Here is a 21713-nt window from a genome sequence, read left to right as displayed (position 1 = left end):
TATGCATTACTTTTTATCTTTGATAAGAAAACTCCGAGAAAATGCTAAAGAAGCACTATAAGAGCGCTCTTATATTCTTGATCAAAAAAGTATTTAAAAACTATAAAGAGCGGTTTTTTATGAGATAAGGAGGATTTTTAAGAAGGATTGTTGCAATCTAAGGTTGAAAATATATTTTGTAGAGCTAATTACGTTTAGTGTCTATGCAGGCGTGAAGGGGGGAGGATATGGCTCTACAATATAAATGGAAACGACATTGTTGGATACTCATGTTGAGCAGCTGTTTTGTGCAAGCTGCTGCTGCAAATGAGGGGGGAACAGCACTTTTTTGTCAATCTTCAAGTTATGAAAATGATAAAGTATTTCAAGATCAATACAATGAGGATATGAAAACAGGCAGATGCATACTTGGAGCCTCTAATGATGTCATGGTAAGAACGCGCAATGAATTAGACTTTTTGAAAAAGCCTAGCGATTTTATCATGGATAAGGGTGCTAGAGTGTTTGCGAGTCAACAGGAGCTTGACAGCAGTCATCGTGACAATGCTGGATATAATGCACAAGAACAAAATACTGCATTCCTTAAAAAGCCTGAACTTATTTCCATTAAAGATGGGGCAATGTTAGAAAATTATATCCTTGATAATGAAGGTAAAGCATACATTTCAAATGATGGTGAGATTGATAGTCCAGGGCGATCCATTAATAACACTGTAAGGAATGGTGCAGAGCTTTATGTGTATGCAGGAGGACTCAGTGAGAATAGTAAAATTGAACATGGTGGAATTGAAAATGTTCAGGCTTTAAAGGGAAAACAAGGTTTTTCGAAAAATGCTGTTGTTAAAGAAGGCGGGCACCAAAGTGTTGGAAATGGAGGGAAAGTAGAGGGGACTAAAATTTATGGCGGTGAGCAGCTTGTTTTCGGCGAGGGGGATATTGGAGGAGAGATTAAAGGCAGTAGTGCTTCTCATACTATCATTTATGGTCAAGATGAAACACTAGGCCAACAAAAAGTATATGATGGCGGAAAAGTTTGGAATACAAAAGTTATGCAAGGGGGTGTCCAAGAGGTTGGACAAAAGTCTCAAAGTGCAAAAAATGGTGGTTTTGCATTTGACACAGAAGTTTTTGGTGGTGGTAAACAACGTATCTTAAAAGGCGGTCAGGCTATTGGAGTCACTTTAAATGAGAGTGCTATTCAGGAAATATATACTGATGGATCTGTAAAAAATCTAACAATGAATGATCAAACAAAATCATGGGTGCATGCTGGAGCAACATTAGAAGGCAAGACACAGGTAAACCATTCTGGGCAGATCCATCTTTATGCTGGGAATGATCAACAACGCACCACAGTAGAAGATATTATTTTAAATGGAAAAGATACAAAACTATACTCTATTACTGATGAGTTTGATGAAAAAAGTTCTTTGATACAAAAATTAAGTGGTGAAGGGAGTGTTATTTTTTCGTTTACAGGTTCTGATCCATATTATTCTCAGCTTCATGTGAATAATCTTTCAGGAAATTTACATTTCGCGTTCAATACTACGATTGCCCATAACCGTGGTGATTATCTCTTGGTTGAGAAAGGCGCTGGGAAACATACAATAAGTGTTGCTGATTCTGGAGTTGAAATCACGGATCCTTTTTCAAATAAGCGTGATTTAATTACGGATCAAAGTGGTGGAGCGCATTTTACGCTGACAGATCTTAAGGGTGAAAAAATTAACGCCATTGATGGTGGAACTTATATGTATGATTTGAAAGAAAGAAAGGATGAAAATGGAAAAGTTTGGTTTTTATCGGCAGACCGCCTCAGTGGACCAGAACCTTCTATACCAGATCCGACAAATCCTTTTTTTCCTGGAGAAACATCAACAACCCCCTCTACAGATGCAGTGTTAACGTTGTCCGTAGTTCCTGGGCTTATTTTTAATAATGAGTTGCAAATTATACGGAATGGTAGAAAAATTTGGGACAGAAATAAGAAGGATATCGAACTATGGACTTATGGGATTAAGAGCAGAGAACGTGTTGCGACAGGCCATACACACTTTAAGCTTGGGCAGACAGGTTTAGTCTTTGGTGCTGATCAGTTGAGTGAATTAAGGCATGGAGAGTTGTATGTTGGTGGTTTCGGGAGTTATGATCAAGCACGTATTTCTCATGCACGAGGTGGTGACAGCGATTTGAGCTCTTATAGTATTGGAACTTACGCAACTTATTTTGATCATCGTGGATGGTATATGGATGGTGTTTTGAAATATAATTATTACCGAGATAATTTGAAAGCCATATCAACGAATGGTTTAGCCATTCAAAGTCATTACAATCAGTGGGCGATAGGTGGATCATTTGAGATTGGTTGTTATTTTGAACCGGCACAGAATACTTGGATGCAGCCTTATATCAAGCTAACAGGTTTGCAGGTTGAAGGTAAAAGAATAAAACTTTCCAATGGAATGATAGGTGATCTAAGCCCATTAACTTCATTCCGCAGTGAAGTTGGATTGACTGCAGGACATGAATTTTTTGTGAGTTCAGAAACTTCATTAACAGCTTACATTATGGCAGCTTGGTTGCGTGAGAATATAAATAATAATTATACGACAATTAATAACCAGTATAAATTTATTACAGATTTATCAGGCAGTGCGGGTAAATTGGGAATTGGTTTAAACGGTTCGGTCAATGATAAACTAACACTTTATGCGGAAGCACATTATCTAAAAGGACATAAGATTAAGAATGCTCTTCAAGGTATTTTAGGATTACGCTATAGTTTCTAAATATGTGTGCATGGCTGATTAACTTTACAAATGTAATTGTTTTGCAAACTTAAACAGATAACGTTCGGCTATGTCTTCTCGAGAGTGTAAGGACTTTCTCAAATAGTAGAAATGTCTTTATACTCTCTCTTTTAAAGGCAACATACTGAATTTATAATAATAATTCATTTCTATGCATGTTGAATGAGAGTCGCGAAAATCATAGGATTCTCTCATTCCAAATCTGTTTATGTTGAATCAATCAAAATTATTCGCTTGGCACATCGCAAGCGGGATGAAGGTGTGTATAAAAACTATACAAAAAAGAAGTAAAAATGTCTCTGATGAATCGTCTCTAGTGTCAAGGGCTGTCACAACATTGGGATGGCAAAGTGTATGATGATATCGGCCCGCTTCTTCATAAGCGTAAAGATTGGGGGGTCAATGGCTTTACCGGTATATCATTCATGGATGACGTGGCGAAATGGGCTTGAGTGCATTGAGAGATGTCTCTTTAAAACAAGTGAGTGAATGTACAACCCAATGGCGTTTTGTTTTACGTGAAGAGGGGGCCCCATTAAAGGGCACGAGCATTTTTTTCATCTATAATTCCAGATATGCAAATTATTCCTTTAACTTAAGTGAACATTTTGAATTTTATTCAATTTTTCTGCCTTAAGTTAGAGTTTTTTAGTGGTTTATAGATAAACAACTTTAAGTTGTTTAAATTAAAAAAATACACTAAAAAATTGTATTTAGACATAAATAAAACACATTATGATACAATCTAAAATGAGCTATCTATGTAGTCGCGGGGTATTTTTCTAAATAATTGAGAGTGGAGTGTGGATAATGCGGTATAAATACAAATTAAGTTTTTCAGTATTGATGATCAGTAGTTGTCTTTTGCAATCTGCAAGTGTAGTTGAGAGTAGGAATAGAGTGCTAACAAGAGCAACACATGTGGTAAATAGAGAAGAGGAAGAAAAAAAAATAGCACTGATGTCTAATTTTTTTCGCAATAATACTATTCTCAAAGATGGTGATGTAGAGCTTGTTGATAATGGAAAATCCTCCGTAGGATCTAATATTAAAAAAGGTGGGATGCAGATAGTTGTACGCGGAGGAACTGCAATTAATGCTGAAGTTAGAGGTGGTAAGCAGTTTATTCATGAAGAGCCCAATATTGATCTTACACGCGTGTTGAGACGGAGTAGTGCATATAATTCCACAGTTACTGGTGTAGATGGAGCAATTGGGCAGCAGAATGTGTATGATGGGGGAGGTGCTTGGTATGCGAAAGTGGGAAATGATGGAGAACAAAATATTTATGCGGGGCAAAGAAAGGAAGGGGGGAGAGCAATGTTTACAGAAGTTTCTGGGAATGGGAGACAGCATGTCTTAGCACTAGGGGAGTCTGTGAAAACTACTTTGAAGGATCAAGCTATTCAAGTTGTATATCCTATGGGATTTGTAGATACTTTAACAATTACCGATTTTGCTAAATCGTGGTTCCATGTTGGTGTACAAGAAGTCGTTGGAGAAGTAAGGATCAATGGTGGCGGAGAACTTTATTTATTCGCTGGCGATAGGACAAATCATATAACTAAGAAAAAAATTCCTATAGAAGAGAGCGTGGATGAGATAATATTTGAGGTTGGTGAACGGAAGATAGGAGAAAAACCACAGATTAAAATTAAAGATTTAGGGGGGCAGGGTGGGACTGTTATTTTTTCTTCTATTCCGTATGATCCACGTCATATTTCACTTTATGTTGAGAGACTTTCAGGGGATTTACATTTTCGATTCAATATTAGCGCTACGTGGGATGCGAGTGATTATTTGTTGATTGGTGAGGGCTCAGGGAATCACAAAATAAATATTGCAGATTCTGGACGTGAAATTACAGGTCCTCTCTCACAAAGGAATAGTTTGGTTACTGAGCTTCCGTTAATTACCGATAGAAGCCACAATGGCGGAGCTAATTTTACTCTGGCAGATCTTTTGGGCAAGGACATTACAGCTGTTGATGGTGGAACCTATCAGTATCGCTTAGTGAAGAGAGGAAGATGTGCTGATTCTAGTGGTAGTGCTACAATTTGGTATTTAAGTAGAGCTTCTGGAGATACGGAAGGTTCTAATTCTGAAGTAGAGTGTGTGAATAAGAAAGCGAAGATTCCTCTTGCATTGTCTGCTGATACGGGTATACAGTCTGATCAAGGGGCTTCTTCTGAAGGAAAAAATACCGGTCCTCGTCCACTTACTAAAAAACAGCCATCTAAACCACGACCTCCACGTCATTTAAGAGGGGCACAGAATGTCTCTAGTGTTTCTGTATCTCCCTCTCAAGAAAATCAGACTCTTGTAGCGTTTCCTCTATCAGGTCTTCATCCTTTTTCTGATGAAAAACAACAAACTGCTGTTTCAACCTCTTCTCAATCTTTAGCCGATCAAATGATTTTACGTCCAGTTCATAAAGAACACCCTTTTCTACAATTGAGTGAGAAACTTTCAGTTTCTCACTTTTTGACCACTCCCTCTACAGATGCGGTATTGTCTATGTCTGTGGCGCCAGCGATGGTTTTTCAAAATGAAATGCAAACCGTACGTGCGGGAAGAGGAATTCTAGATAAAAGTAAAAAGAATACGGCTTTATGGACCTATGCGATTAAATCTAAAGAGAGTGTTGCTACAGAGCATATAGATTTTAAACTGGATCAGACCGGTATCGTTTTGGGGATCAATGGTTTAAGCGAGTGGGAAAATGGAGAGTTTTATATAGGTGGTTTTGGCAGTTATGATCGTGCTCGTGTTGCGCATGCACGGGGGGGTAACAGTGGAATCAATACTTATGGTATTGGCGCTTATGTCACTTATTTTGATCATAGTGGATGGTATCTCGATGGTATTTTAAAATACAATCATTATCAAAATACTCTAAAAGCCGTTTCAACGAATGGTTTAGAGATTGAAGGAACATATACTCAAAGGGCATTGGGAACTTCCTTTGAAGCTGGTTATCGACTTAAGACGTCAAAGAACAGTTGGTTACAGCCTTATGGACAATTTACATGGTTACAAGTTGAGGGTAAAGAAATCAAGTTATCGAATGATATGACAGGTGACATGCGTCCATTCACTTCATTACGCAGTGAGGTTGGCTTATCTTTAGGATATGAATTTGGTTTTCACATGGATTCCTCATCGCTTGCGTATATTACAGCAGCATGGTTGCGTGAGAATAAAGATGACAATCAAACGTTAATTAATCAACGGCATTCATTTACCACGGACTTATCAGGGAATGCAGGTAAATTAGGAATAGGTTTAAGCAGTTTAGTGAGTGAGAAGTTAAAGTTATATGGTGAGGCCCATTATATTAAAGGGCGTAAAACAAAACAGTCCTTTCAGGGTATTTTAGGTGTACGCTATAGTTTCTAACGACATGGTTATTTTTTGATTGATTTCAATGATAATTTTGATAGGAAGCATTTAAGATTATGAAAGAAGATTCAATATTTATTGAGATTCTGTAGCGTATCTTTATGATGGGATGAGCAATTGCAGGTATTTTTATTAAAGTTTTCTTTATAATTTATTCTATGTTTTTGAGAATTTGTGTAGATTTTTGCAGAGTCACTTGGCAAAGGGCTCCTTGCTCGCTATAGAAATGGCTAGAAAATATTATAAATGAAATAAAGGTGGTTAAATGGCTTTAGAGCGTACTTTTTCGATGATTAAACCAGACGCAACCCGTCGTAATTTGACTGGCGCAATTACTAAAATGCTTGAGGATGCGGAGCTACGTGTTATTGCGTCTAAACGTGTCTGGATGAGCAAACGTGAGGCTGAAAAATTTTATGCTGTTCATAAAGAACGTCCTTTTTTTAGTGAATTGGTTGAATTCATGTCTTCTGGTCCAACCGTTGTACAAGTTTTGGAAGGTGAAAATGCAATAGCTAAAAACCGTGAAGTAATGGGGGCTACGAATCCTAGTAATGCAGAAGAAGGGACAATTCGTAAGGTTCATGCTTTATCGATTGGCGAAAATTCTGTCCATGGATCCGATAGTGCTGAAACGGCAAAAACAGAAATCGCCTTTTGGTTTCCTGAGGTAGAAATTGTTGGTTAATAAAGCGTTTATAATAATAAAGCGTATATAAGAAGCAAAAATCCGAAACACTATGTTTCGGTTTTTTGCTTATAAGATTATAGATTTTTTTGAAAGCATATAGAGCATTAATCGTTTTTTTAGCTTTTAATATTACAGCTGCTTTTACGAAAATATAAAGCCTATTTACTCTTTTTTGAATAGCTTTTATCTACACGTCCCCCTTATTTGTAATGTGCAAAACAGTGTTTGATTGATTTATCATTAATAAAAATAAATCAATCTTATGCTATTCTTATCTCTTATTTAAGTACAAAAAGATAAATTATCATTATAAATCTCCATACTCTTCATAGGATAACGTGTTTTAAACCTGCACGAAAATAATCCCACCCTGTCCACAATGTAAGGAGGGCAGAAATCCACAACATAGTAATGCCAAACTCTACTGTGTAAGGGAAAATTTTATTACCGGCTGGTCCAGCTAAAAGAAATACAATAGCGATCATCTGTACAAAAGTTTTCCATTTTGCAAGACGAGAGACAGGAACACTAACTTTTAACTCAGCCAAATATTCACGTAATCCTGATACAAGAATTTCTCTGCAAAGAATGATAATAGCTGCCCATAGTGTCCACCCAGCGATGGTACTGTCTGCGGCAAGCAAGAGCAAACAAGCAGAGACGAGAAGTTTATCGGCAATTGGATCTAACATGCGACCAATATTGGATGTTTGTTCCCAAATACGAGCAAGGTAACCGTCAAGAAAGTCAGTAATGGATGCAACGATAAAAATAGAAACAGCAATCCAGCGAGTGATATCACTTGATTGTAGTCGCCCTTCTAAAAAAAAGCATGCAACAACCATTGGGACTGCAACAATTCGTGCATAAGTTAAAATATTTGGAAAAGAAAAAGTATGATTTTTCATGGAGCCATTTTTAATTCTTGTGAAAGAGAATATATTTCCTAAACGTAACAAGGCGAAGGTAATGAAACAAGCCTATTTTTCATGAAAATGGTTATAAATTTTTTGTGCAATTGTCATAGAGATTCCCGTAACTTTTTTTAAATCTTCAAATGAGGCACTAGCAACAGCTTTGGCACTTCCAAAATGATGAAGCAATGCACGCTTTCTTGTCGGACCGATATTTTCGATTTCATCAAGTGGGTTTTTGAATGTTGCTTTTTTTCGTTTTATCCTATGAGTTCCAATCGCAAAACGGTGTGCTTCATCACGCAGACGTTGCAAAAAATAGAGGATAGGATCACGTGGAGGAAGTGTAAAGGGGGGAATACCTTTTATAAAAAATCGTTCACGTCCCGCATGACGGTCAACACCTTTGGCGATTCCAACAACTGTGAAGAGATCATTTAATTGTAATTCAGCAAGTATTGCATGTACGCTGTTGATTTGTCCTTCACCACCATCGATTAAGATAAGGTCAGGCCAAATGGGAAAAAGATCATCATCTTTTATGTCATGACTTCTATTTGGCAGATCATACTCTTTGATAAGGCGTGAAAATCTTCGTTTAATCACTTCTTTCATCATGCCAAAATCATCGCCAGGCGTGATATCTGTTGAGCGAATGTTGAATTTTCGATATTGATTTTTAATAAATCCCATTTGACCAGCAACAATCATAGCTCCTACAGCATTTGTTCCCATGATATGAGAATTGTCATAGACTTCTATCCGGCGTGGAGGAACAGGTAGTTGGAATGTTTTAGCAAGACCTTGAAGCAATTTTGTATGGGTGGCTGTTTCAGAAAGCTTATGTTCAAGTGCTTCATGAGCATTGAGATAGGCACGATTAACAAGAGTTTTCCGTTCACCTTGTTTGGGTAAAGAGAGGGATACTTTGTGGTTTGCTTTGAGACTAAATGCTTCTGTAAGAAGTGCCTTTTCTTCAATTTCTTCAGATAAAAGGATGCTTTTGGGAAGTGGTTTATCATCGTAAAATTGGGCAAGAAAACTCGCTAAAATTTCAGTACGGGAAAAAGAGGGATCTGCTTTAGGAAAATAGGCACGGTTTCCCCAATTTTGCCCCATGCGAAAAAAGAACACTTGAATACAGGTCATTCCTTCTTTTTGCGCAATTGCAAATACATCCGCTTCTTTTATCGTTTGAGGATTAATACCTTGATGGCTTTGTATGTGAGAAAGGGCTGATAAGCGGTCACGATAGGAAGCTGCTTGTTCAAAATCAAGATTTTCTGCGGCTTTATGCATAGCTTGAACCATATCGCTTTTAATAGATTGATCTTTTCCCGAAAGGAACGCTTTTGCTCCTTTCACCAGTTCTTTATAATCACTGTCACTAATTTCATGAGTACAAGGTGCAGAACATCGCTTAATTTGATAAAGCAAACAGGGGCGTGTACGGTTTTCAAAAACTGAATCAGTACAGGTTCGTAATAAAAAGGCGCGTTGTAAAACATGAACTGTTTGTGTCACTGCACCAGCAGAAGCAAAAGGACCAAAATAGTGAGCTTTTCGTGTTCGAGCACCACGATGTTTGTAAAGTGCAGGCACTCGATGATCATCTGTAATCATAATATAAGGGAAACTTTTATCATCACGCAGGAGTACATTAAAATGTGGATGCAATCTTTTGATGAGATTGGCTTCTAAAAGGAGTGCTTCTGTTTCTGTATGGGTGACGATAAATTCCATATGATATGTTGCACGAATCATGCGGGTAATACGATTATTGTGTCCTTGTTCACGTGTATAGTTTGAAACACGTTTTTTGAGATTACGGGCTTTGCCAACATAAAGAATATCACCATTTTCATCAATCATCCGGTAAACCCCTGGCTTATGCGGAAGGTGTCTAACAAACTCTTGTATGAATTTGATACCTTGGAACTGATTTTTCTCATTGCTTTGATTGGCATTATGCCATGTAACATTAGAGAGAAAAGAAAGTTTTTCCCGTTCATTTTGCGGACAATTTGTATTATTTTTCAGGACCATTCCGTTTGTTACGAATATGTTGTTTGTTTAATATATGAAATATTCTTTTTTATTAAATAATGATTATTTATGTCTTTATAATTTTTTTCTATAAATAATATCTTATAACATAAGAGTATGATTTTAGAGAGCCGATCTTTCATAAAAAATATGAGAGTTGTTATTCTAAGACAGCTTTATGAATTTGCCCAATTTATCCATTAAAATGGATTGAAATAAGAAATCCATGATGATTAAGAGGATAGGCTTTCTAAAAAAAATAATTCACGCTGATCGTTATTAGCTTACCATTATAATATGTTGGTATTATCCAAAGAATCAAAGAACTTTATCATTTAATGCCTTTGTATTTTACAACATGATATTTGATTTAGGAAAAATATTAGAGAAAGATCTAAAATAATAGATGTTCTTTTTGAAGCCACTTATGCGTTATTTTGGCATTTTCATCTTGTCCCAGACGGTTGATAAGAAAGGGGCTGAGTTTTTTCATTTCTTCTTCCAAAAGGTAGGGAGGGTTAATAATAATCATACCACTTCCATTCATTGTCGGTGGACTTGAACTTTTTCGGATACGCATTTCAAGCTGTAGAATCTTAGGAATTCCGGTTTGATAAAGCGCGTGAAGAAAACTTTCAATTTCTTTGTCATATTTAACAGGATACCATAAAGCGTAGATTCCTCCAGAAAAGCGACGATAGGCTTTCGTTAATCCATCAATAAGGCGGGAAAACTCTCCAGTTTTTTCAAAGGGAGGGTCAACAAGGATAAACCCACGTTTTTCTTTTGGTGGTACATGAGCATTTAAGGAAAGCCAACCATCTAAATGCAGAACTTTTGTTTGATAATCTCCTGCAAAGTTTTTTGCTAAAATATGATAATCTTCATTGTGCAATTCTATTGCGGTGAGGCGATCTTGTTTCCGTAATAATTGACGAATAAGAACAGGAGATCCAGGATAAAATACAATTTCTTTTTCCCCTTTATTGAGGGCATCAATGATATCACACCATGGACAAAGGAGTGTTCTTAAATCTTCTGGGATAGGAGTTGAAAAAAGTCGTTGGACACCTTCGCGACACTCTCCTGTTTTATGTGCTTCTAAAGAAGAAAGGTCATAAATACCGATTCCAGCATGCGTATCTATAACGCGAAAAGCTTTTTCTTTGCGTTTGAGATATTCTACAATGCGAGTGACAATAATGTGTTTAAAAACATCAGCAAAATTGCCAGCATGATAAATATGCCGATAATTCATGGAGTAAACTCTATCATATGTATAACTGTACCGGATTATTAGCATAGAATAATAGAATTGATATCCATAAAAATACTCTTGTAGAAATCAAACAATACCCTCACTCCCACATTATACACTACAGAAAAAATATTAATGTCATCAGAGCATTTATTCACAGAGCTATTTTTATATAATGAGATTAATCGTTAAAATTTTAATTTTTTTATATGAAAGATAGACAAGAAGAGATCAAACATTTCAATAGAGATATTTATGTTGTAAGAGAATTTTTTTATGACCGCGGACTCTTTCAGGAAAACTATAAAAAAACTCAATTAACGAGAATATTAGTGAAGTTTGTTGAAAAATTGAAGGGTATCTTTCAAATTCATTTTGTTTAAAGATTAAAGAATTTCAAATGCTTGATAAAAACATTGTTACATTTATAAGTTTTTTTAGCAAGCGTAAAATTATGGATAGAGCAATAAAGTGCTGGTGTTATAGTGATAGATTTTTGTAAAAGTGTGAATGAATTTCATTGTTTTAAGCGGAGCCGAAGCTTTACATTATACACGCTAAATAGCTAGGTTATTGTGTATGATGCTAAAATAAAACTTTTGAAAATTGATATGTGCTCTGCAAGCTATCTCAATCAAAATGAGGAATTTTAAACTAAAGTAAATAGGTTTATCTATCTCTAACACTGTATTATCGAGCGGCTTTATGAGGTAATCTTATAAAAAAGGCTAGGATAAGAAATTCTTTTTATATGGATTATGCTTCTATACCATGCTTTTGATTGAATGTAATTTTCTATTCATGCCCATTCTGTTTTCAATACTGAGATAGGTTAAACACATGATATTATGAGAACGCATGCCCAGAATCCGGAGACTTGTAATAGTTAGAGCATACAGTGGCTTAGAGAGCTGGTTATATGGAGGTATTTTACTGAATAAAGGCACAAGCTGGTACCTTTTTTATTTTTTAGCAGTATTGCCATACCTCTTGGCACTTGAGTTGGTTCATAAAGTGCATTTTTACTCTTTCCGCTAATAGTTTTATTTACACGACAGATATTTAATTGAATACGATGATGGCTCATATTTCGTATTGTATATGGAATAATGGATGATAAAATTCCCACCCCAACGCAAAGAGTAAATGTTGTGCGTAAGATGATCGTTTTTGAAGAGACTGATGATGTGTTAAGAAAGTTTTTTAGAGATTTTTCTTTCTGATTTTTTTAATTGAATACGTAAAATGTTTTACAGCATGTTATGATTTTTATCAGTAAAGGATAATTTGGCGGAAATGTTTGTAATGATACGTACAACATTGTTTAAAAGGAAAGACATTGGCTATAGTATTTACAGGAAGATGAGTAACCTAAGAGATCAGATGAAGTTATTTTAGAAAAGTTTTTAAGTGTTTTGAACTTTGTATGAAGTGGTTTATCATTTTTGAATGGTTTGTGTTATAATACGCTAAAAAAGGATGAGAGGATAAAAAGTTCTTTTTGCAATAAAAGCGTGTAATTGCTTTTAAGTTAAGAAGAAAATATATAAGTAAGATATTATATTTGATACCTCCTTCAGAGGAAGCATGAATAAATGAAATCAAATTTAAAAGCATAAAGTTAGAGAGAATAATGGGTAATATTTTTTCACCAACGCATTTAATTATAATTTTATTGATTATCTTTGTGCTTTTCGGTCGCGGTAAAATTTCTGAATTAATGGGCGATGTTGCTAAAGGAATTAAAGCCTTCAAAAAAAATATGAAAGAAGAAGATGATAGCATTGAGGATAAAGTTGAAATGGCTCCTACTTCCCAAATGATTGATGTAGAATCTCAACAATCTCAGCCGTTATCGGTAAAACATGCAACAGCGCGCAGAAAGGTTTCTTCTGCTTCTAAAAAAAGCAAAACATCTGTTGCTAAAAAACAGTAACAAAAACGCAATCATCATTGTGCAATATTTTTTGATGAGAAAGTCGAATTAAGAGATGTTTGGGATTGACGGACCAGAGTTTATCGTAATCTTACTTGTTCTCATCATTGTCGTTGGACCAAAAGATTTACCTAAAATATTAAAGACAGTAGCAAAGATAAGAGCGTATGTGTATTCAACAGCAAATGAACTTCGTCATCAGTTTGATGATGTAATAAAACAAATCGAGCGCGATAATTTGCAAAAAGTATGTTCGGATATTAGCGATTCAAGCAAGAAGTTGGCAGAAACTTTTGATCCCACTCAAAATATATTAGAGGATATCCACGATAATTGGGATGTTAAGGAAACACATCATAAATCAAAAAAAGATAAAGAAATTTTGGAATGTGATCAAAACGTAACCAATAAAGATACGACAGTATCTATTGCTTCTAAAGATAAAGAAGATATGTCATGAATGTTAAGAAAGATGAAGTTGATGCTAATATGGCTCCACTTTTAGAACATTTAATTGAACTTCGTCAGCGAATTATTTCTGCCTTGGTTGCATTTATGATCGCTTTTATGATGTGTTTTCTTGTTAAAGATTATATTTTAAATTTTTTACTATGGCCATATCAGTGGGCAATGAAAATAGCAGAGGGTAATCCTGAGGGGATTCGTTTACAATCAACGCAAGTATGGGAAACTTTTTTAACGAAGATGAAGCTTTCTGTTTTTGGGGGAATTATTTTATCTTTTCCCTATACGGCTTTTCAGTTTTATAGTTTTATTGCACCAGGGCTTTATAAAAATGAGCGTATGGCTTTTTTACCATTTCTCATTGGGGGGCCTATTTTATTTTGTATTGGGGGAGCGTTTGTTTATGGTCTATTAGCGCCAATAATACTATGGTTTAGCCTTTCTCAACAATTTCTTCCAGATGTTCATTTAAAAATAGAGTTTATAGTGCGTATTTCTGATTATTTGGGCTTTATGACATCGTTTATCCTAATTTTTGGTTTGATTTTTCAATTACCTCTTGTCATCAGTCTTTTAACAAAAATTGGATTTGTAACATCTCATGATTTGGCGTCTAAACGAAAATGGGCTATTTTGCTCTCTTTTATCATAGCGGCAATCATAACGCCGTCGGATTTTTTTACGATGTTTGCAGTGGCTTTACCAACGATAGCACTTTACGAGATTTCAATTTTAATTGCTTACAGTATAGAAAAGAGAAGAAAATCCGCTTAAGAAAAGTGTATAATCTTATGCGATAAGGAATGAATAAAAACAATATAAATGAGGAATTTTTATGCTTGATATTAAGTGGATTCGTGACAATCCTGAGAAATTAGATAAAGCACTCGTAAGTAGAGGTCTTGAGCCACAAGCTGAAAGGTTAATACAACTTGATCTTGCACGTCGGTCGTATATTGCTAAGGTGCAATTGGCGCAGGAACGTCGCAATGCTGTTTCAAAGGAAATAGGACAGGCTTTAGCGGTATCGGATCAGCAAATGGCTGAACGTCTTAGGGCTGAAGTTGAAGAGATTAAAGCTTTTCTTTCCTCTGCAACAGTGGAAGAAAAACAGCTGACGGAGAGTCTTGAGAAACTTCTTTCAGCACTTCCAAATATTCCATTAGATGATGTTCCAGAAGGTAAAGATGAAAGTGATAATGTCGTCATTCGACATTTTGGTACACCTCCAACATTTAATTTTACACCAAAGGAACATTTTGATCTTGGTCAAGATCTCAAACAGATGAATTTTGAACGAGCTAGTCGTTTGTCTGGAACACGTTTTACAGTACTTTCAGGGGCATTAGCACGGCTAGAACGAGCATTAGGCCAGTTTATGCTTGATGTGCATGTCAATGAGAATGGTTACACAGAAGTCTCAATACCTCTTCTTGTTCGTGATGAGATTGTTTACGGAGCAGCACAATTACCGAAATTTGCTGAAGACCTTTTTCGTACAACAGATGGTCGATGGCTTATTTCCACAGCAGAAGTGCCATTAACCAATTTGGTCAACGATGAAATTCTTGAAATATCAGATTTACCACTGCGATTTTCTTCTTTATCTCCCTGTTTTCGTTCAGAGGCGGGAGCAGCCGGTCGTGATACGCGCGGTATGTTGCGTCAGCATCAATTTTGGAAAGTTGAAATGGTCTCGATTACCAGTGAAGAGCAGTCTTTAATTGAATTGGAACGTATGACGGAATGTGCAGAAGATATATTAAAGCGGCTTGGTTTGCCTTTTCGCACAGTGGTTCTTTCTACGGGTGATATGGGGTTTGCAGCGCGTAAAACCTATGACATCGAGGTTTGGCTTCCTGGTCAAGAATGTTATCGTGAAATTTCTAGCTGTTCAGTTTGTGGAGATTTTCAAGGTCGCCGTATGAATGCGCGCTATCGTAAAGAAGGCGATAAAAAATTGCATTTTGTTCATAGCCTTAATGGTTCTGGTACGGCTGTTGGACGTTGTCTTATTGCCGTACTTGAAAATTATCAACAGGCTGATGGATCAATTATTATTCCAGATGTTTTACAACCTTATATGGGAGGCATGCGCTGTATTACTGCTTAATTTTACGAAAGGAGAGACAATATGCGTTTATTGCCAAGAGGTGATGATACACAGACGCAAGTTTTTGCCATTTTAAAAGAAGCAGTTTGTCAGTATGATAAAAGTGCACCTCCATTGGAGATTGAATGATACTATGGGGCAAAAGGGTATTTTACAATTTCGTGAGGAGTTAGCCGCTCTTGTACTGAAAATGCGTAGCAAAGGCATTGATGACGTGCGATTTTTTTCGGCATTAGAGAAAATTCCGCGTCAACAGTTTGTTGCTGCTCCTTGGTTCAATAGTGCTTATGATAATAAAGTTATTCCCCTTGAGTGTGGTGAATATATGGAACGTTTGGAAGAACAACTCTTAATTCTTTCGGCATTATCGTTGAAAAAAAGGCATCGTGTCTTAGAAATTGGTACAGGATCTGGTTTTTGTACTGCTCTTATGGCATGTCTGAGTGACCGTGTGACAACGATTGATCGTTATAAAACGCTTGTTGATTTAGCACGCCAAAAATTTCAAACTTTAGGAATTGAAAATATTGTTATACGGCAGATTGATGGAAGTCATAGCGTGACAGGCTTAGGATCATTTGATCGCATTCTTATTTGGCCATCACGTTTTGATGAACCAAAGGAATTTTTAGAACTTTTAGCTGAAAATGGAATTCTCATTCAGGCGATAGGACCTGACGAAGGGGTACAAACGGTGACGCGCTATACAAAAATTGGTAGTCGATTTGAGTGTTTAGAACTGTTCCAAGTGCGTTACCAACCTTTTATTAAAGGCATTGCGGAGATACTTTAATTTTTAAAAGCTAAGAAGTTTCTGCGAATTGTCTACGTTAAATTCATTTTGATCTTATATAAAGATATTTATGAATAAAACATCTCATTTTAACTCTTCGGTAATTTAAAAAAGCTTTAATGGAGTGAGTTGATTATTGATGAGTGAGCAAAACGATGTGTCTAAAAGCTTTGGATAATATTTTCCAGCATAATTTTCAGAGAATAACTTTGTTAGCGGTGGTAACTATTGTTGCTGGTTGTAGTTCTGGTACACAGCGTTTTTCCAATACGTTCTCTCATCGTACGGTATCATCTCAATCAAATATATCAAGCACTATGTATACAGACCCGCGAATGCTATCATACGGTAGTGGTATGATACAAAGCACTGAATTGCCACCTGTGGAATCAAGCGATGATTCGTGGGGAGATGATAATTCCCCCTATAATTTTCCACATCAAGATAGGATAACTTCTTCTGATGGTCGCGTTATGGGCTCCCCTCCACGTAATCTTGGAACACTTTCTCGTTCACAAATGGATAAATCTCCTATTTTTCGGCGGAATTCTTATATTGTCCAGAGCGGAGATACACTGCTCAGTATTGCACGACAAGTAGGGGTTAGTGTTGAGGCATTAAAATTAGCAAATGGTATAAACAGCAATTCCATTTATATCGGTCAGGTCCTTGTTGTTCCAAGCAGGCGTACATTAGCAGCTTCAAATGCACACAATAATAACGATTGGGCAGTGTCAACAACAGAATCTGCATCCCAATCTCAAGTGATGTCCTCTATAAAAAACAAGAAGTCCTCTCCTATATATAAAGCTCCTGTAACAACGCCACCCTCTGCAAAGATGAACAAATCAAGTTCTGAGAAAAATTTTTCTAAACAGATGACGCAATTGAAACATGAGACTGGTTTGTCAAGTACTGTTACGAATACAGATAATATGACGACTCCGCAAGCCACAGGAATTTCTAAGATGCGTTGGCCAGTACGAGGGCGTTTATTAAGCCAGTTCGGTCAAAAAAAGGGAACAGTAATGAATCGAGGAATAGATATTGCAGTGCCTGAAGGGTCTTCGGTAAAGGCGGCAGAAAATGGTGTGGTTATTTATGCGGGAGATGGACTAAAAGAGCTTGGTAATGTTGTGATGATTCGACATGAAAATGATATTATCACTATTTATGGATGTAATAGTAAGCTTGTTGTTAACAAAGGACAAAGGATAAGACGCGGTGATGAGATTGCTAAATCTGGTGTTTCAGGAAATGTTAAAACGCCACGTGTCTATTTTGAGATGCGTAAGAATTCATTACCTGTTGATCCCCTTAAATATTTAGAAAACTAATTTATTGATGACTTTTACATTTGAATAGTCTTACAGTTTATAGAAAATTCATGAAAAACAATTGATTTTCTTAAATTAATAACATTGCAGCAAAAAATCATTGGTTTTAGAAAAGTAGTTCGTTGGGGTCGTTAGATATTACCATCTTTGTATTTATGAAAGTGTAAGACAATAGTATCATACTATTTGTCAGCTTTGAGTGTTCCAATTGCTCTTGCATTTGAGAGAAGCATGAAAAAGATATTTTCACGCCTTTCTTAAAAAGTTTTTATCTACAGGCTCATTTAATATGTGTGACGTGCAAGAAAATCGTTTTGATTAATTCAGAAGGTTTGAAATGAGAGCGTTTTATTGTATTTAGATCTGTCATTTGATATCAAAAACGATAAATTATCTATATAAATTAAGTTTGTTCATTAGAAAAATTATCTTGTATAATTTATTGAGTTAGTGAAAAGATTTGTATTGTAGGATATACAATAGGGGAAAGTGAATCTATTTTTTAAGATTTTTCTCATTGTATTTTGGTATTCTGCCTCTTAAGGATTTATTGTATTTTTGTAAAGCTGTGATTAGATTATGTAGTTATTGCTTTTTATGATAAATTCTTTAGGAATTTTTTCTGTATCGGAATTTCATTTTAATAGAGTGGGAAATACCTGAGGTTTAACTATAGGAGATAAAAATGTTTATTACGAACGCTTATGCTCAAGTTGCAGGCGATGTTTCCGGTGGAATTTCATTTGCTAGCGCTGTCCCATTCATTTTAATTTTTGCAATTATGTATTTTTTTATCATTCGTCCACAGCGTGCCCAAATGAAAAAACGCCAAGAAATGCTTAATGCAGTACGTCGTGGTGATACAGTTATAACGGGTGGTGGTATTATCGGCAAGGTTACGAAGGTTCACGACGAGAGTGGTGAATTAGAGGTTGAAATTGGTGAGAGTATGAATATTCGTGTTATTCGCTCAACATTAGCTGATGTGCGCGTTAAAGGTGAGCCGGTTGCAGAAATAAAATCAAAACTTAATGCTAAAGCAAAAAGACCACAAAAGTCTAAATCTAAAACGACAACGAAAGAAGATATGAGTATCTCTGAAGAGAAAAAAGCTATATCAAAGGAAAATGCATCTTAAGGTGTAATGGCAGTTTATTACATTTTTTAAGCATTTTTATAAAAAGCTTGGCAAGATCAAGACAATTTCATTGAAAAAGAGGCTTTTATAGTGGCTACAGAAAATGGAGTTTTTGTTTTCTTTAGATTATTAAAATAGTTGTTTTATTTATAGAATATTACGCAATTTTTTTCTGTTTTTTAAACAAGATCATTGTTTTTATAAAAAGCAATTTGTGAGTAAATAAGCTGAGGAAACTTTTTAAAAGATAGATTTATTTAAGCAGGTATAGCATTTTACCGCGGTTTATTCCCAAATTTTCATATATTTGTTGTATGAGAAGATTAGGGCATTATATAAAAATTTTTACTTCAATACTAGGCTATGTTTAACATATCAATGTTTATATCAGCCTTATTTTAATTTTTATGATGAGAAGAAGCAAAGACAATTGGATTATTCAAAAATAAAAGGTGCATATTCATGTTCGATGCAATTCAAATTCGTGAAGCACATTTTCCAAGTCGCGCACCTATTGATGCTTATGGAAATGGTGGGTTTCGTTTTGCTGATATGTCTCATAGAGGTTCTATTATTTGTGTACCATCAGGTATTTATGGCATTGAGATGGCAGTGCCTGTTCCCACTCAAAGGGATATATCTCGTATTTTAGAAGAAGCTTCTGAAATCGAAGTTTTATTAATAGGTACTGGAATTGAATTATTACGATTACCTGAAGAGTTACGGGTGCTTTTATGGGAAAAACGTATTTCATCAGATACAATGAGTACGGGAGCGGCGGTGCGTACATTTAATGTTTTATTGGCTGAAGATCGCGCTGTTGCGGCGTTATTATTTGCGGTAGAATAGAGTATTGTTTAATAAAACAAAGGCTCTGGTCTAGCATGAAAGACTTGTGTGATTATTTTCTGCGCTGTAAAATACTGTCGTTTAAGGCGGTGATATAAGGGTATAGAATATACATAACTTAACACATTAAGTGTTTTTTAAATACAGCAGCAAGTATTCAGGACAAAGTTTGCTCATAGTTCCTAATGAATCACATGAGTGATCAGCTCTTGGCACTTAAGACGGTTCATAAGAGGCATTTTAATTCTTTCTTATACAGTTTTTACCTACAAGCCAGTTCCGCTTGTGACGTGCAAGGGAATAGTTTTTATTGATGTAACATGGAATTGGTTTGAAATGAAAGTATATCTACGATATTTGGGATTCTAATTTAACATACAAAACACAAAATTATCATTATAAATCAATGCGTTTATAGTAACAGAAACGTACCGAGAGCAATTGGATTTTTTACAAATTGGTGTTGGTAAGAGCCTTTGTCTTTTAGGATGGGGAGGAGGTCAATGATTTGATGAAGTTTTTGTGATCAGTGCATTTTTTATAAAATAACATTGTCATCTATCCACTGAAAAAGTGTCTTGCATTGTTTGTTGTTCAAATTTTACTATGCATGTTACGATTGGTTTTTAGCTTTTTTATTGCAAATGAAAACTTGAAGTCCGATAAGATAAGTTTTATCAGAAAAATTATTTATTTAATTTTTTTCTTTCTAAAACGAAAAGGGATTAGAAAAGAAATTTTAATTCATAATACAGTTAAGAGACACATTTAAAAATCTTATTTTCTGAACTGTATTTGCTTATCCTTCATTTTTTAATATGAATAAAAAGAGGGTATTAATTTAATTGCTAAAAAAGGGACGTTAATAGGTTCATAGAATGATAGGCTCTCTTCCTTATTGTCTTGATATTTTACGTACCATAGATCGTGATCGCTATATATCGGTTTTATTTGCACCTACAAAAAAGCGCCAAGCATTGGCTGCTCTTTATGTATTTAATGCTGAAGTTTCTCGTATCCGCGAAAGTGTACATGACCCACTCATAGGAGAAATACGGTTACGTTGGTGGTATGATGCTATTGCTCATGGTGAAATGCAAACGAGTGGAAACAATCCGATTTTGAATGATTTATTAAAAGCAATCACTCTTTTTAATTTACCTAAGACAGCTTTTTTACGTTATTGTGATGCGCAAATTTTAGATCTTTATCACAATCCAATAGAAACACTTCATGATCTAGAGCATTATTGTGGTGAGACAGCAGGCATAATTTTACAGCTTTCTTGTCAGATATTAGATCCTGAAACTGCACAAGAGTTTACAGATATCTATGAACATGGAGGGATTTCTCAAGGATTAAGCGGTGTATTGCGTCTTTTATCATTCATGCAATCACGATATCAATATTATTTACCCACTGATATATTAAAGGCTGTAGGAGTGAATAGGGAAGATTTGGAATCTCATCGTCTCAGCGATCAACAAAAGGGTTGTATTGTTGAAGCTATGGTAGCATTATCGCGCGATCATTATACCCAATTTTACGAGTATTCTTGTACTTTACCTAGAGTTCTTAAGCCAGCTTTTCTTCCATTGGTCATTGTACCAGCTTCTCTTCAAAAAGCTATACAGCTGGGGGCAGCAATTTTTCAAGAGAGTGCAACTTTGCCATTGATGTATCGCTATTGGTTGATAACAAGGGCAGCAATAAGCGGCAATTTTCCAAAGATATTGTAAAAAAATATTACTACGTTGGAATGCGTAACATGTAGACTGATTTTTTCATATGAAGATAAAAGGAGCTATTGTGATTCCAAACCATTTTTTTGTTATAAAAAATGTTGATGTTTTGGTTGTTATGAACGCAAAAGAATAAGAAATTTTATGATCTTGAAAATACGCTGTATTTCTTCATCAGTAATATGTTTTATTCAGAGTATTGGATGGGTGAGATGC

At 35.6% G+C, this 21713-nt stretch carries 15 protein-coding genes; 12 read left to right on the top strand and 3 right to left on the bottom strand.

Going from position 1 to position 21713, the window contains the following annotated elements; translation table 11 throughout:
• Nucleotides 1-227 precede the first annotated feature (227 nt).
• The 3 genes from bafA (ACFIMM_RS05015) to ndk all read left to right on the top strand — a co-directional run bounded on the left by bafA (ACFIMM_RS05015) (nt 228) and on the right by ndk (nt 6903).
• The gene (gene bafA, locus ACFIMM_RS05015) at nt 228-2792 is read left to right on the top strand and encodes a BafA family autotransporter (RefSeq protein WP_375681764.1); all 2565 of its coding nucleotides are present in this window, start codon (nt 228-230) and stop codon (nt 2790-2792) included.
• Nucleotides 2793-3623: 831 nt separating this feature from the next.
• Nucleotides 3624-6212 (top strand): BafA family autotransporter, encoded by a 2589-nt coding sequence (gene bafA / locus ACFIMM_RS05010; RefSeq protein WP_375682457.1) that lies wholly within the window; start codon nt 3624-3626, stop codon nt 6210-6212.
• Nucleotides 6213-6480: 268 nt separating this feature from the next.
• Entirely contained in the window at nt 6481-6903 is a 423-nt protein-coding gene (gene ndk / locus ACFIMM_RS05005; protein ID WP_375668193.1) for a nucleoside-diphosphate kinase, read from the top strand.
• A gap of 329 nt (nt 6904-7232) precedes the next feature.
• Here the strand turns inward: ndk and pgsA are convergent, their stop codons facing one another.
• The 3 genes from pgsA to ACFIMM_RS04990 all read right to left on the bottom strand — a co-directional run bounded on the left by pgsA (nt 7233) and on the right by ACFIMM_RS04990 (nt 11124).
• Nucleotides 7233-7814, bottom strand: coding sequence for a CDP-diacylglycerol--glycerol-3-phosphate 3-phosphatidyltransferase (gene pgsA, locus ACFIMM_RS05000; RefSeq protein ID WP_273723320.1), 582 nt, complete (start codon nt 7812-7814; stop codon nt 7233-7235).
• Between the two features lie 72 nt (nt 7815-7886).
• On the bottom strand, nt 7887-9866 hold the full coding sequence (gene uvrC, locus ACFIMM_RS04995; RefSeq protein WP_375674492.1) for an excinuclease ABC subunit UvrC: 1980 nt from the start codon (nt 9864-9866) through the stop codon (nt 7887-7889).
• 394 nt (nt 9867-10260) lie between these two features.
• Complete coding sequence (locus ACFIMM_RS04990) at nt 10261-11124, bottom strand: 23S rRNA (adenine(2030)-N(6))-methyltransferase RlmJ (RefSeq protein ID WP_375682456.1); 864 nt, start codon at nt 11122-11124, stop codon at nt 10261-10263.
• A 1633-nt stretch (nt 11125-12757) separates the two neighbouring features.
• Here ACFIMM_RS04990 and tatA point away from each other — a divergent pair.
• From tatA to ACFIMM_RS04945, 9 genes are all read left to right on the top strand, one after another.
• Nucleotides 12758-13060: a twin-arginine translocase TatA/TatE family subunit gene (gene tatA, locus ACFIMM_RS04985; RefSeq protein WP_375612915.1), complete on the top strand. Its 303-nt coding sequence runs from the start codon at nt 12758-12760 to the stop codon at nt 13058-13060.
• A gap of 55 nt (nt 13061-13115) precedes the next feature.
• Nucleotides 13116-13520, top strand: a complete 405-nt coding sequence (locus ACFIMM_RS04980) for a twin-arginine translocase subunit TatB (RefSeq protein ID WP_375638106.1) — start codon at nt 13116-13118, stop codon at nt 13518-13520.
• Entirely contained in the window at nt 13517-14299 is a 783-nt protein-coding gene (gene tatC, locus ACFIMM_RS04975) for a twin-arginine translocase subunit TatC (protein ID WP_375612913.1), read from the top strand. Before ACFIMM_RS04980 ends, tatC begins: the two co-directional genes overlap by 4 nt.
• Nucleotides 14300-14360: 61 nt before the next feature.
• On the top strand, nt 14361-15638 hold the full coding sequence (gene serS / locus ACFIMM_RS04970) for a serine--tRNA ligase (protein ID WP_375612912.1): 1278 nt from the start codon (nt 14361-14363) through the stop codon (nt 15636-15638).
• Nucleotides 15639-15771: 133 nt separating this feature from the next.
• Nucleotides 15772-16431, top strand: coding sequence for a protein-L-isoaspartate(D-aspartate) O-methyltransferase (locus ACFIMM_RS04965; RefSeq protein ID WP_273791164.1), 660 nt, complete (start codon nt 15772-15774; stop codon nt 16429-16431).
• A 155-nt stretch (nt 16432-16586) separates the two neighbouring features.
• Entirely contained in the window at nt 16587-17768 is a 1182-nt protein-coding gene (locus ACFIMM_RS04960; RefSeq protein WP_375611257.1) for a peptidoglycan DD-metalloendopeptidase family protein, read from the top strand.
• Between the two features lie 685 nt (nt 17769-18453).
• Complete coding sequence (gene yajC, locus ACFIMM_RS04955; protein WP_375692648.1) at nt 18454-18906, top strand: preprotein translocase subunit YajC; 453 nt, start codon at nt 18454-18456, stop codon at nt 18904-18906.
• Nucleotides 18907-19368: 462 nt separating this feature from the next.
• On the top strand, nt 19369-19755 hold the full coding sequence (locus ACFIMM_RS04950) for an Mth938-like domain-containing protein (protein WP_375681186.1): 387 nt from the start codon (nt 19369-19371) through the stop codon (nt 19753-19755).
• Between the two features lie 878 nt (nt 19756-20633).
• Entirely contained in the window at nt 20634-21494 is an 861-nt protein-coding gene (locus ACFIMM_RS04945; protein ID WP_375692647.1) for a phytoene/squalene synthase family protein, read from the top strand.
• Nucleotides 21495-21713 lie beyond the last annotated feature (219 nt).

This window comes from Bartonella sp. AP258QHHD, from assembly GCF_042196145.1.
GTDB lineage: Bacteria > Pseudomonadota > Alphaproteobacteria > Rhizobiales > Rhizobiaceae > Bartonella.
This window is presented reverse-complemented; position numbering and strand designations above follow the sequence as displayed.